Annotated in this window: 8 protein-coding genes and 1 pseudogene; 4 read left to right on the top strand and 5 right to left on the bottom strand. The window is 40.5% G+C overall.

The features are described from left to right. The 4 genes and pseudogenes from I8752_RS37780 to rsmH all read right to left on the bottom strand — a co-directional run. Window positions 1-312: pseudogene (locus I8752_RS37780) on the bottom strand (IS982 family transposase); the annotation flags it as partial. A gap of 671 nt (window positions 313-983) precedes the next feature. Continuing rightward, the gene (locus tag I8752_RS33075; protein ID WP_214436401.1) at window positions 984-1733 is read right to left on the bottom strand and encodes a hypothetical protein; all 750 of its coding nucleotides are present in this window, start codon (window positions 1731-1733) and stop codon (window positions 984-986) included. Window positions 1734-2240: 507 nt separating this feature from the next. Next, window positions 2241-3674: a WD40 domain-containing protein gene (locus tag I8752_RS33070; RefSeq protein WP_214436400.1), complete on the bottom strand. Its 1434-nt coding sequence runs from the start codon at window positions 3672-3674 to the stop codon at window positions 2241-2243. Window positions 3675-3822: 148 nt separating this feature from the next. Continuing rightward, window positions 3823-4710 (bottom strand): 16S rRNA (cytosine(1402)-N(4))-methyltransferase RsmH, encoded by an 888-nt coding sequence (gene rsmH, locus I8752_RS33065; protein ID WP_214436399.1) that lies wholly within the window; start codon window positions 4708-4710, stop codon window positions 3823-3825. Window positions 4711-4935: 225 nt separating this feature from the next. Here rsmH and I8752_RS33060 point away from each other — a divergent pair, with 225 nt between their 5' ends. Together I8752_RS33060 and I8752_RS33055 are read left to right on the top strand one after the other, a co-directional pair. Further along, window positions 4936-6120 (top strand): NAD(P)H-quinone oxidoreductase subunit H, encoded by a 1185-nt coding sequence (locus I8752_RS33060; protein ID WP_214436398.1) that lies wholly within the window; start codon window positions 4936-4938, stop codon window positions 6118-6120. 288 nt (window positions 6121-6408) lie between these two features. Continuing rightward, a complete protein-coding gene (locus I8752_RS33055) occupies window positions 6409-6948 on the top strand; it encodes a GAF domain-containing protein (protein ID WP_214436397.1) in 540 nt (179 codons plus the stop codon). A 396-nt stretch (window positions 6949-7344) separates the two neighbouring features. On the opposite strand, the gene fghA is transcribed toward I8752_RS33055, so the two are convergent. Next, window positions 7345-8193, bottom strand: coding sequence for an S-formylglutathione hydrolase (gene fghA / locus I8752_RS33050; protein ID WP_214436396.1), 849 nt, complete (start codon window positions 8191-8193; stop codon window positions 7345-7347). A 287-nt stretch (window positions 8194-8480) separates the two neighbouring features. On the opposite strand from fghA, the gene I8752_RS33045 reads away from it, so the two are divergent. Continuing rightward, window positions 8481-9668 (top strand): TRC40/GET3/ArsA family transport-energizing ATPase, encoded by a 1188-nt coding sequence (locus I8752_RS33045; RefSeq protein WP_214436395.1) that lies wholly within the window; start codon window positions 8481-8483, stop codon window positions 9666-9668. Window positions 9669-10531: 863 nt separating this feature from the next. Further along, window positions 10532-14401, top strand: coding sequence for a GAF domain-containing protein (locus tag I8752_RS33040; protein ID WP_214436394.1), 3870 nt, complete (start codon window positions 10532-10534; stop codon window positions 14399-14401). Window positions 14402-14568 lie beyond the last annotated feature (167 nt).

The following is a 14568-nucleotide window of genomic DNA, read 5'->3' as shown; positions in this document are numbered from 1 at the left end:
GCACAATAGCATTAAACTCCAGGGCATCAATTCTACAAACCTCGTGTAGCTGACCAGGTTTGGAAATGCATTACGCCAACTAGGTAATACATGCAACGTATAAAACTCTTTGAATGTCCGGTAGCCCGAACCATGAAAGGCGATCGCAATCGTCATTACTTCCGATAGATGCATCCGGGAAGTGCTACGCCTTTCTCCTGTTGTCGATGGCAAGTGTGGTACTTGCCGCCACAGATTTTCCCATTGGTTACAGAAATCATCTACGTCGCAGAAAATTTGTGTGATATCGAGGCGAGATACAATGGTAGACATAGCCGAGACCTTGATTTTTCTTAGATATTTTTAGTCTCGGCATTTTTTGTCACTTTTTTACCGATTCTCAATCAATCGTCGCGATCGCCTTTTTGTATAATCAGTTGAGTAAATTCATACATAGCAAGCTTTTTGTGCTTTCCTATCCGTCGAACTCACGTTTACTTACAACTAGAACCGCCAAAAGCTACGATGGACACATATCAGTAACTTTTGGCGGTTATTAAAGGTGCAATAGTTCGAGGAAATTGAGAAAACAGAGGAAAATCGCTCAAATAAGGTGGACAATATTTGCAATCATTACTATTCAGCATTGAGCATCATCGATTCCAATAGGCAGGCATTTCTGGCTGTACGTTCAAAAACCTCCACAAAATCAATAAACTCAAGGCAAAACACTTTCACAAGATGCGTCAACCGAAATTATGATTGCAAGGATATTAGAGCAGGAGGTACAGGCTCCAATCTCAAGGTTTTGTTTAACTAACTTTTAACCTTTTTGTACCTTGTTCTTAATTTAGCATCCTATTTGGAACATCGGTTGTGTGTTTACTAAACTTGAACACCATTAATTTGTCGCAATAATTCAGAAATCTTTCTTAAGAATTGTCCCACTTGATACATCCTGCTGTGTGTGGGTAGTATCAAGTGGGCATAAATTTGAGAAGTGATTATTGACCAGAGCCACTCGTACTAGTATCACCAGTAGAAGAAGAACCTTTTGACTGGTCTATTCCTTGAGGGGAAGTGGTACTAGAGGTATCGCTTTTACTCTCTGGAGTAGAAGTGTTACTACTGGAACTTGTTGGGCTTTGTGTCTGTTTGGGAGTCGTTATGGTTGCAGAAGGTGCTTTTTCTGCTGCGGGCTGCTGGGGTGGAACAGTAATGTTAATGTTTGGTGTGGAAGGTGCAGATGGAGGCGAAACCTGTTGTTGCGGAACTGGAACTGCAACTGGAACAGGTACTTCTTTAGTTCTTTCAATAGGAACAGGTACTTCTCTAGTTCTTTCAATAATTGTGGTTTTTGATTGAGGAGATGGACTAGGGGTTGGCGTGCTGTTGCTTGGTACAGGAACTAAAACAGGCGTAGTAGTATCAACCTTGTCAACTGTTGCATTATTGCGCTGGTTGAAGTACCAGACAGCACCTACAGTTAAAGCAGCCAAGGTACTAAGGATAATACCCAACAACAGCCCACGGCCAGCATTTTCATTATCGCGTTCGGCTTGATAAACTTGCTGATAGCTGCGTTCGCTACTACGACCGTGTAAGTAACCGTGCTGATAAGAGTTAGGATTATCTGTGTTATTAACTGTTTCAGTGGTTCGGGTCACATGGGTTTGCATATTCCCATCAGTATCTGTATAAGATTCTTGCCTAACTTCTCTATTTTGGTTTTGATTATTGTTAGGGATAGCCATAGTTTTTGATTTCACTCCTCAATTTAAAATTTGACAAACACGAGAGATTTTAAAGTTTTAAACAACTTTTACTATCTAGCGATTTGTTGATTATTCAACTTTAGATATGTTTGAATAATAACCTCTACAATTGCTTAGTTGGCTCTATCATGAGGAAGTATTTAAGACTCATCTCCAGGAAGAGCACTTTACAATAAGTTCATAAAACTAGATAAAATGTAAGTTTATTAAAAAGCTATTTGATAGCTATTAAATAGAATATTTTATGTGAATGACACGGCTGTAAAAACTGCAATGAACTACAGCAGATTGCAACCCGCAAGGCTTAGATTCATAATTAATTTATGAAGTGGGGAATCTATTAGTTTGTGAATTACTTATGGCATTTCTCAGCCAAGTGAAGTATTTAGGTAGGGGCGAACGGCAGTTCGCCCTTACAAGAATCTGTATCTCACCAAGTTGGGATCTGCTATAGGATTTCTACAGTGAGATAATAGCGATCGCCTTTTAGCAGACATCACATCGCCAAATCTTAACTGTCATATCTCGACTACTACTAACAAGGGTTTTACCATCAGGACTGAAAGCGACAGAATAAACCCAGTCGGCATGACTGCCTAGAGTATATAGCTTTTCTCCAGTGCTGACATACCACAACTTTATATTATGGTCTGCGCTACCACTGGCAATATAGCGACCATCAGGACTGAAAGCAACCGACCAAACATAGCTGTGATGGCCAGCAAGAGTATTAATTAGCTTACCCGTATCTATTTGCCACAGCTTGATCGTTTGGTCATAACTAGCAGTAGCTAAAATTTGTCCGTTAGGACTGATTGCAACACAAGTCACCCAACTAGAATGTCCGTTGAGAGTTTGCAGGAGTTTCCTACTCTTTAAATTCCACAGCTTGATGGTGTTGTCATAACTGGTACTAACTAAAATTTGTTGCTTCGGACAAATTGCAAGGCCGCAAACCACGTGGAAATGACCTTTGAGGACGTGCAGCAATTGTCCCATGCCTATATGAGTAATCTTAATAGTGGTGTCTTTTCCTCCACTGAGGATAGTCTGACCATCTTGACTAAAGATGACAGAAAAAACTGAGGTCGAATGGACTTTTAAGGTGTTGAGTAATTTACCTGTAGATACCTGCCAAATTATAATTGTGCCATCATCGCTGCCACTTGCAAGAGTTTTGCGATCGGGACTAAAAGCAAGACTTCTCACCCCTTCTTTATGACCGATAAGAGTGTGTAGTAATTTTCCTGTTTCGAGATGCCAAATTTTAATACTCTTATCGCTACTACAACTGGCAAGAGTTTGTCCGTCTGGACTAATTACAGTTGTAAAAACCCAATTCAGATGACTTAAGGTATGTACGCATGTCCACGGTGAAGTTTGAGGTTGCGATTCCGGTGATGGCGTTGATGTCTTTGGCGGTGGCAATGCAGGTTTGGGTGGTGCTTTTTTCTGTTTCAGTTCCAGTTCTCTAGCATTTTTCAAATCTGAAAAAGCTCTATTTTCATATCCTAGCTTTGAACAAGCCAGCCCTCGATGTTTATATGCTTCAACATAGTTGGGGTTGAGATGAATTGCCTGCGTAAAGTCTTCAATTGCTTCAGTATATTTTCCTCTTTGGGCTTTTTCCATTGCCTGCTGATAGAAACTTTCAGCCTTAGATGAAGTGGAAGCAATTTTGGTAGAAGTAGAAGCAGATTGATTTGTGTCATTCGGCTGATAAGACTTTAAGCTTGCATAAGCTTGATTGATTTGTTTAATTTTTTCTTCTGCTTCTAGCTTTTGCTGCAATGTGGAAAAACAATCTGGATGCCAAGTCTTAGCCATCCGGCGATAAGCTTGTTTGACCTCCTCAACTGATGCACCAGATTTTAACCCAAGGATTTCGTATGCATAATTTATATCTAAGCGATCGCTCATACTAGGAATACTAAAAAATAAGCAGCAAGTGCAGTTGTACTTAGTATTCCCTATTACTCTATTTACATAACTCCAGGTATGATGTTGTCCTGTGAAGCGTCATTTCCAAAAGTGTTAACACTCATCAATTGTTATTCACCTTCTCTATCTATTCCTCCTTCCTCTCTGCTATCCTCAGTTTGGCAGAACGCGATCGCGGGTTACTAGCAATTTCCTCTTCTTGGGCAGTAATTGGCTTTTTAGTCAAGACCCGCAATAAAGGTGAATTTCGGAAACTATGTTTAACTAAGCGGTCTTCCAGGCTATGAAAACTAATAATTGCAATTCTCCCACCGGGAACTAAAGCGTTCGGTGCTTTCTCCAAAAAAGTTTCTAAAGAATTTAACTCATCGTTGACGACAATTCGCAAAGCTTGAAAAACACGAGTAGCCGGGTGGATTCTACCATAGCGGTATTTAGGAGGAACAGAAGTAGCGATCGCCTCAGCTAATTGGGTAGTCGTATGGAACGGACGTTTTTCGACAATACGTCTGGCAATCCGCCGCGATAGTCTTTCTTCACCGTATTTAAAGAAAATTTCCGCTAATTCTCCTTCGTCCCATTCATTGATCGCGGTAGCTGCGGTTAGTGGTTGTCGCTTATCCATTCGCATATCTAGATCCGCTGTGTGGCGAAAGCTAAAACCCCGTTCTGGTCGATCTAGATGGTAAGAACTCACCCCTAAATCGGCAATGATACCGTCGAAAGTGTTAGAAGTAAATTGATAGGCGGCAAAATTGCTGAGGCTAAATTGTACGCGCCCATACTCAGCCAAGTACTTCTGCGCCGCCGCCAAAGCATCTTCGTCTCGGTCAATTGCCGTTAGTCGCACATCCGCAGCAGATTCTAATATCAAACGACTGTGACCGCCACCGCCTACCGTCGCATCCAAATAATGCCCGCCAGGACGGACTGCCAAACCTTCAATGACCTTCCGACTTAAAACTGGCACATGAAAAAATTCCTGCGCTTCAATTCCTTGAATCTCAAGCTCCATATAATAATTGAAGAAGTGAAACAAAATGCAACATCAAATCAAATCCCTTCGCTGCCACCCTATCTCCAACATACCCCTGTATGGGCAATACATGTAAACGCCTTTAGGGCGGCTTTATTAAAAATATTGCCCTAACGATCTGATTTTGGCAGACACGATTTATCGGTCTGGTTGGCATCTACGCGGTTCAAGTCAAAATTTTCAAAATGGGAGAACACGGAATTTATGGCAAGATTAGAAACCCGCACTGAACCCATGGTGCTGAATATGGGGCCTCACCATCCCTCAATGCACGGGGTACTGCGGCTAATTGTAACTTTGGATGGCGAAGATGTCATTGATTGTGAACCGGTAATCGGCTATTTACACCGAGGAATGGAAAAAATTGCCGAGAACCGCACTAATGTAATGTACGTTCCCTACGTCAGTCGCTGGGACTACGCAGCGGGAATGTTCAACGAAGCTGTGACAGTCAACGCGCCAGAAAAATTAGCAGGCGTTGCTGTTCCCAAACGCGCCAGCTACATTCGCGTCATCATGCTGGAATTGAATCGTATTGCTAACCATTTATTATGGTTTGGCCCGTTCCTTGCTGACGTAGGCGCGCAAACTCCCTTCTTCTACCAGTTCCGGGAACGGGAGATGATTTACGATTTATGGGAAGCTGCTACAGGTTATCGGATGGTAAATAACAACTACTTCCGTGTCGGCGGTGTGGCTGCTGATTTGCCCTATGGTTGGGTAGATAAATGTCTGGAATTCTGCGACTACTTATTACCCAAAGTTGATGAGTACGAACGCTTGGTTACTAATAACCCAATTTTCCGCCGTCGTGTTGAAGGCATTGGGACGATAACCCGCGAAGAAGCGCTTAACTGGGGGCTTTCTGGCCCAATGTTACGGGCTTCTGGAGTGAAGTGGGATTTACGGAAAGTTGACCATTACGAGTGCTACGACGACTTCGATTGGGATGTACAGTGGGAAACAGCTGGTGATTGCTTTGCCCGTTATGTAGTGCGGATGCGGGAAATGCGCGAATCTGTGAAGATTATTCGCCAAGCTATTAAAGGACTGCCTGGAGGCCCTTACGAAAACCTCGAAGCCAAGCGTTTAGCAGCCGGGAAAAAATCAGAGTGGGATGGATTTGATTACCAATACATTGGTAAGAAAGTTTCTCCCACCTTTAAGATTCCCAAAGGTGAAATCTACTCTCGCGTCGAAAGCGGCAAAGGCGAACTAGGAATTTATCTAGTTGGCGATGATAATGTTTTCCCTTGGCGGTGGAAGATTCGCCCAGCAGATTTTAACAACCTCCAGATTCTGCCAACTTTACTGCGGGGAATGAAGGTTGCAGATATTGTGGTGATTCTCGGTAGTATTGACGTGATTATGGGATCTGTAGACAGATAGCCGTTAACTGAAGTATGAAGTGTGAAGGTTTTCATCTTTCACCCTTCATACTTTATTACTCGGATTTTTTTGAAAATTAAAAAATTAAAAGAATGTTAATTGTTAATTTTATATGATGAATGTTGTCAATTTGAATTTCTCATTCTCAATAACCTGGGAAAGTGCAATGATTATTTTATTCAATAGAAATCTAATTAGTGCTTTTCATTCAGTGTGATTTTTTGGCGAAAGGTTTGATAAATTAATATATAAATGTGACCGTCTTTACCTAATCGTAATTGTAGAATTGTGCAAATTCATTCTCAATCAGAGTTTAGCCATAACTCCAATTCCCACATTGAACAGGGTTTGCAAAGAGTCCTAGACCGCCTTGTTAAAAGAATGCATCGGGATGCACTAATCCGACAAACGACTAATCAACTTAGAGAAACACTTCAGGCCGATCGCGTAGTTTTATATTACTTTTATTCGCAGTGGTACGGACAGGTAACTTTTGAATCCTTAAGTAATAATAAATTTTCTATATTAGGTTCAACAGGAACAGATAATAGTTTTAATGACGAGTATGCAGCTTTATATTTAGCCGGAAGGGTAAGAGCGATCGCTGATATTGAATTAGAACCAATTCAAACTTGTCACCGAGATTTTCTCCGTAGCATCAAAGTACGTGCCAACCTAGTAGTACCAATTTTAATACCTAAAGGATTGTGGGGATTGTTAGTAGCTCATCACTGTCAAGAACCTCGTTGTTGGTCGTCATTAGATATTGAACTGATGCAAACAGCAGCAAAAACTCTCGCAAAAGATTCAAATATTCTAGCTTTCTAGAATACAAACATAGAGTTTTTAACTAGGCCTTGTTGTTAAGCCTTAATCACAATATTCAGAAAGTTCTGTAGTTAATAAACTTATTGAAGAGTTTATTTAAGTTTATTAAATCTAGAACGAAAATTCTGTATCATCACAATAATCATTAAAACATGACTTGCACAAATAGCAACGGTGAAAGTAGTAAATGCAGGTAAATTCAGCCTTTTAATGAAAATTACTGTTCCAAAACTAAAAATTATACTAGCTATAAAAGCTAATAAATTTTTAATCACAATATTCTCCTAGGATTAGTAAATTAGACTTAATTTACTAATAAGATAGGAATTGAGATGAATACCGTAAAAAACGTTACTGATAAAGCTTTTAAGCCATTTATTTAGATTAATTTAATCTTCACTTTTCCTCAAATGCAAGTGCATGGTAACGAATATGGTCTTCAATAAAACTAGCTATGAAATAATAGCTGTGGTCATAGCCCTCTTGATAACGTAAGGTCAGAGGTTGGTTAACTGCTGCACAAGCTTGCTCAAATACTTCTGGTAGTAATTGTTCGGCTAAAAATTTATCAGCAGTGCCTTGATCGATGAGAATAGGACTGTGATATTTCACCTGCTTAATTAATTCACTAGCATCATACAAGCGCCAACTTTCTCCATCGCTTCCTAAGTAACGACTGAATGCTTTTTGACCCCAAGGACAACGCATAGGTGCAGCGATCGGCGCAAAAGCTGAAACTGATTTGTATAGTTGGGGATTTCGCAACGCACAAACTAAAGCCCCATGTCCCCCCATAGAATGACCAAAAATGCCTTGTTTCTCGGTTTGGGTAGGGAAATTTGCAGCAATTAAAGCAGGTAATTCTTGAACTACATAACTATACATTTGATAGTGCTGATGCCACGGTTGTTCTGTAGCATCAACATAAAAGCCTGCACCTGTGCCAAAATCCCACTCATCATCCTCGCCTGCAATGCCAGTATTACGCGGGCTAGTATCAGGCGCAACTAACATTAAGCCGTATTCAGCCGCGTAGCGTTGCGCCCCCGCCTTAGCCATAAAATTCTCTTCGGTGCAAGTCAACCCAGAAAGAAAATAGAGAACTGGTACTGAGTTTTGATTAGCTTGCGGTGGCTGATAGACAGCAAAGCGCATTTCACCATTGCAGGTTGAAGAAGGATGAGAGTAAAAGCCGAGTTTACCGCCAAAGCTTTTGGATTCTGAGATAAGTTTAAGATTAGTCATTAAGTGTCGTCCTCCTGCCATCTAACTTGAAAGTGCTGAGTGCTGAGTCACCGAAGTTTGCCCGGAGGGAGACCCTCCTTGCAACTTCTCGCTGAGTGTTGAGTAAAAATACTAGTCTCTAGTCCCCAGTCTCATTTTCATGCATGGCGATAAAAATTTTTTCATCGGGACTGCCTTCTACTTATAACCTGCCTCAATAGCCAAAAGCCTGATTTTTACTCAACTGTGTTGATATAAGCTAAATTGTAAATAAATATAAATAATTCTCAGACAGGACTAAACTATCCATGCGTGTAATTTTAATGACAGGTAAAGGTGGTGTAGGGAAAACATCCGTTGCTGCTGCAACTGGACTCCGCTGTGCAGAACTAGGCTATCGCACGCTGGTTTTAAGTACAGACCCCGCTCACTCCCTAGCAGATAGTTTTGACCTGGAAATGGGACATACACCTAAAGGAATTCGCCCAAATTTATGGGGAGCAGAACTAGATGCGCTGCAAGAACTAGAGGGAAACTGGGGTGCAGTGAAACGCTACATTACCCAAGTTTTACAAGCAAGGGGTTTAGAGGGAGTACAGGCGGAAGAATTAGCAATCTTACCAGGCATGGATGAGATTTTTGGCTTGGTCAGGATGAAACGCCACTACGATGAAGGAGAGTTTGAAGTCTTAATTATCGACTCAGCTCCCACCGGCACAGCACTGCGTCTGCTGAGTTTACCTGAAGTCGGCGGTTGGTATATGCGCCGTTTTTACAAACCATTTCAAAATATTTCGGTCGCACTTAGACCTTTAGTTGAACCTTTTTTTAAACCAATTGCGGGGTTTTCTTTACCAGACAAAGAGGTAATGGATGCACCTTACGAATTTTACGAGCAAATTGAAGCTTTAGAAAAGGTATTAACCGATAATACTCAAACTTCAGTCCGTCTCGTCACAAATCCAGAAAAGATGGTGATTAAAGAGTCGCTGCGCGCTCATGCTTATCTAAGTTTGTATAATGTTGCCACAGATTTAGTAGTAGCTAATCGCATCATTCCTAGCGAAGTACAAGACCCATTTTTCCAACGTTGGAAAGAAAATCAGCAGCAATATCGCCAAGAAATTCACGATAATTTTCATCCTTTACCTGTAAAAGAAGTTCCGCTTTTTTCGGAAGAAATGTGCGGACTAGCAGCTTTAGAAAGGCTGAAGGAAACTCTTTACAACAATGAAGATCCAACTCAAGTTTACTATAAAGAAACGACCATTAAAATTGTACAAGATAATAATCAATACAGTTTAGAGCTTTATTTACCCAATATTCCCAAACACCAAATTCAATTGAATAAAACTGGCGACGAATTAAACATTACTATCGGGAACCACCGTCGTAATTTAGTATTGCCACAAGCATTAGCAGCCTTGCAACCTGCGGGGGCCAAAATGGAAGACGATTTTTTGAAAATTCGCTTTTCTGATAATCAAAGAAGTTAAGTTTCTAGGAAGACGGTATATATAAATAAAATAGACAATAGGATGTCAAGATTTACGCAAAAAGATTCTTTGTAGAGTCAAGCTGTAAAACTGAGATTGTTAAGAGGTAAAGTAGTGAATGTACAAGGAAAATGAAAAATTAACTTTTTCATTATACCTCCATACCTTATAATCTTCTGTCTTAACTCAATCTATTAGTTTTTCTTTAAAGAATAAAGTTTTGGCTGAGAAATCTAACAGATCATAATTTCTATACATTCTTTATCAAAACAGAATTCAGGAGTCAGAGTCCAGAATTCTGTATGAATTGGAGTGTGAGAGGTTGTTTGAAAAATGGTTAGCTGTGATTTTAGACACTTATTGATCTCCTCTAGCCACCCTTAAAAAGGGGGATTTAGGGGGATATAAAACTATTTGATACATCATTAGGGACTTTTCAAACATCCTCTGAAGCTGTGGAGAATAAACGGGTTTAAAATCCACACCAAATTTTCAATTTAAAGACTTTCATTTAGGAAGAGCTAGAATGCCCTTCTAATTTGTTCATTTGGCCTTTTATCTTCAGCATAGCTACCTTATTCAATATATTTTTTTGACTTGAATTTAGTTTATTTAAATTAAAAAATCATCTTTTCTAAACATCTATTTGAGAAAATTTTATATTTTTGCTGAAAAATGTCTAAATTACAGCAATAGTCCAATTTATGTTTTTTAAATAAAAATTTATCTAGATAAACAAGTTTAATTAACATTATTTTGACCGTAGTTTTACTGAAGACAAATTACTTAAATAAAAATCAAAATGTTTTTAGATTTATAAGTGATTGGTTATTTATTTTTCTGAAATTAATTTAATTAAAACAATGAACTCGAACGCTGAAAAAAATTTGTGGGTAAATATAGATCGAGAAAGCGTACTGCGTCGAATTACAAATCGTATCCGTCAAACATTGGAGTTAAATGAAATTATTACAGCAACAACAACAGAAGTATGCACATTACTTGAAACTGACCGAGTAATGATTTACAAATTTCATGAAGATGGAAGCGGTCAAGTCATTGCCGAGTCGATTCATGAAAATCGCTTGCCGTCGCTATTGGAGCTAAATTTTCCTGCTGATGATATTCCACCCCATGCCCGCGAACTGTTTATCCGATCGCGAGTACGTTCTGTTGTCAATGTTGAAACTCAAGAAATTGGTCAAGTTCATCTGCACGAACTAAAAAATGGAGAACTTTTCTCAGAAAATATTCATTATCGCCCTGTAGACCCCTGTCATATTGAATACTTGACAGCAATGGGGGTCAAATCGTCTTTAGTAGCGCCCATTCTTTACCAAAATGAACTTTGGGGGCTATTGGTATGTCATAATTCTGAATCGCGTTCGATCGCAGAAGATGAATTAGCAGCAGTACAGATGGTCGTAGATCAACTCTCAATCGCGATCGCCCAAAGTACTCTTCTATCCCAAGCCCGTGAAAAAGCCGAGCGAGAAGCGATCGTTAACCGCATTGCTAATTTATTGCATTCACTGCCCACAATTGTGCTCAAGCCAGCTTTAGAAGCAGCCGTAGCTGCTTTTAATGGTGTTGGTGGCAGGCTGTGCATTAAAAATGAAAGTTTTAATCTCCAACATAGCAGTGCTAAAAATATAACCGAGTGTTTGATTCCTGGTAATGATTGTATCCAGCTATACACCTGCGGGCAGCAACCTCTAATGCCAGCAAAAACTATATATCCGTTGATGGAGCAATATAACGTCTGGCAAGAACACTACAAAAATAATAACTATGATGTTTGGGCAATTTCCGATTTATATCAAACTCCAGGACTGCGAACTTTACAACCTGCTTTTCAACCAACAAAAATTCGCAGCATTTTAATGATTCCGCTTCACTATCGTCAGCAATTAATCGGCTATTTAAGCATTTTCCGCAATGAAATAGAAATAGAGACCCTTTGGGCAGGTGAATTTGACCTCGATCGCAGGCAAATATATCCCCGTCGCTCGTTTGAGGTTTGGCGAGAATCGAAAAAAGCTCAAGCTCAGAAATGGACAATTGCAGAAATCGAACTAGCTAGAGAAATCAGTAAACACTTTGCCTCAGCCATTCAGCAGTACGAACTCTACCAGCAAGTACAAGCTTTCAATACTAAATTAGAACATCAAGTCAACAAGCGCACCCTTGAGTTGCAACGAACAGCCGAACAACAACAAGCTGTATTTGGAGTCATTGACAAAATTCGTGAATCTCTGGATACCGATACTATTTTTCAAACAACCACCAAAGAAGTTTGTCAGTTGCTGAAAAGCGATCGCGTTTCAGTTTATCGGTTCGACTCTGATTGGGGTGGTGAATTTGTCGCTAATTTTGAGGCTGCTAATCCTTACTGGTCAAGCAAATCTCAATTAGGTATCAATACGGTTTGGAATGACACTTATTTACAAGATACAGAGGGAGGACGCTACCGCCATAACGAAACCTTTGCCGTCGATGACATTTACAAAATGGGCTTTACTCTGTGTCATCTGGAAAATTTAGAACAGTTTGATATCCACGCTTTTATTTTGGCTCCGATTTTTGTCGGTCAAAAACTTTGGGGCTTGCTAGCAACTTATCAACACTCCGGGCCGCGACAATGGCAAGCCTTTGAAGTTAATTTCTTCAGTCAGATTGCTGCTCAAATCGGAGTTGCACTCCAGCAAGCAGGGTTACTCGACCAAACAAAGCAGCAAGCATTAGATTTGCAACAAGCAACAGAACAACAACAGGTGTTGTTTGAAGTTGTTGCTCAGATTCGCAAATCTCTTGACATGGATACTATCTTTGCAGCGACTGTGCGTGAAGTCCGTCGCTCTTTAAACGCTGACCGAGTTGTAGTATACCGCTTTCACCCTAATTCCGAACTTAGTGAAGGGGAAATTGTTTCAGAAGATAATCTGCCAGAATTTACTTCTGCTCTCAGATTAAAAATACAAGACAAGTGCTTTAAGAAAAAGTACGTTGCTCTCAATCGTCAGGGAAGCGTACAAGCGATCGCGGACATTCATAACTCTGGGCTGAACGATTGCTACATCAAAATGCTGGAGCAACTTCAGATTCAGGCCAATTTAGTTTTGCCACTAGCTATAGGCGATCGTCTTTGGGGTTTATTATGCATCCACCAATGCATACAACCGCGTCAATGGCAAGCTTCAGAAATCCAGTTTGCTACTCAAGTTGCTGCCCAGCTGTCTGTTGCACTAGAGCAAGCTGATTTACTCGCCCAAAGCAAGGAACAAGCGATTGATTTGCAACGGGTAGCAGAACAACAGCGAGTTTTGTTTGAAGTTGTTGCCAAGATGCGGGAATCCCTTAATCTCGATGCAATTTTTCAGACGAGTACCCAAGAAGTTTGTCAAGCGCTGCAAGCAGATCGCGTGGCTGTCTACCGTTTTGACTCAGATTGGAGTGGTGAATTTATCGCTGAGTTTGTCGGTGAAGGCTGGGTGAAGCTGGTAGATGGAAATAAAAATACAGTTTGGCGAGATAGCTATTTACAGGAAACCCAAGGTGGACGATATCGCCACAACGAAAGCTTTGCAGTCGCCGACATCTATCAGGCCGGTCACTCTGACTGTCACATTGAGTTTTTAGAACGATGTCAAGCAAGGGCGTATGCGATCGCCCCAATATTTATTGGGCAACAACTTTGGGGCTTGCTGGCAGGTTATCAAAACTTTGCACCTCGCCACTGGGAAGATTCAGAAATTAAGTTCATCGCTCAAATTGCCAATCAGCTGGGAGTTGCCTTGCAACAAGTTGAATTATTTAGGCAAACTCAAAAGCAGACAGATGAGCTAGCACAAGCCCTATATAATTTACAACAAACTCAAACCCAACTCATCCAAACTGAGAAAATGTCTAGTTTGGGTCAATTAGTGGCGGGTGTTGCCCATGAAATTAACAATCCAGTGAATTTTATCTATGGCAATCTTTCCCATGTAAGTGAGTATACTGAAGATTTACTCAGTATGCTGCAACTCTATCAGCAAGAATGCCCTGACCCCAGTCAGGAAATTTTTCGGCACGCTGAAGAGATAGATTTAGAGTTTACCATCGAGGATTTACCTAAAACTCTAGCTTCTATGAAAATCGGGGTCGATCGCATCCGGCAAATTGTGATGTCTTTGCGGAATTTCTCTCGCCTTGATGAAGCGGAAATGAAAGCTGTAAATATTCACGAAGGTATTGATAGCTCTCTGCTGATTTTGCAACATCGCTTGAAAGCAAAATCGAACAGTCCCGACATCATGTTAGTCAAAGACTATGGTGATTTGCCTTTAGTGGAGTGTTATGCCGGACAATTGAATCAGGTATTTATGAATGTTTTGAGCAATGCGATCGATGCTTTAGAACATCATCACGAATTGTCAGCAGAAATTCATCCCAATCAAATTACCATCCGCACCACTATTGGAGAACTTAAAAACAATGTCAAGAGTGTAGTGATTCACATTGCTGATAATGGTACAGGAATTCCAGAAGCAGTGAAGGCAAGAGTATTCGATCCCTTCTTTACCACTAAACCAGTTGGTAAGGGCACTGGCTTAGGATTGTCCATTAGTTACCAAATTATAGTGGATAAACACAATGGTGTCTTTAAATGTGATTCGCAACCAGGTCTAGGAACGGAATTCTGGATTGAAATTCCAGTGTGTCAAGAAGAGGGTGTAGGGTGTAGGGTGTAGGGTGTAGGGAAGACGGCATTGGTCGGGGCGAGGATGCCCCACCAATGCCATCGTCTTGAAAAGCTTATACCAATTCAAAAAATGTTTGCGACAGATAGGGCATTCAAAATGAAATCATAGCTAGTCACAGAAGCAACCACTTCAGAGGTAATACCAGTTTAAAAAAA

The sequence above is a fragment of the Dendronalium phyllosphericum CENA369 genome (assembly GCF_016056275.1).
GTDB lineage: Bacteria > Cyanobacteriota > Cyanobacteriia > Cyanobacteriales > Nostocaceae > Dendronalium > Dendronalium phyllosphericum.
Note: the sequence above shows the minus strand (reverse complement) of the source record. Positions and strands in the feature narration are given on the sequence as shown.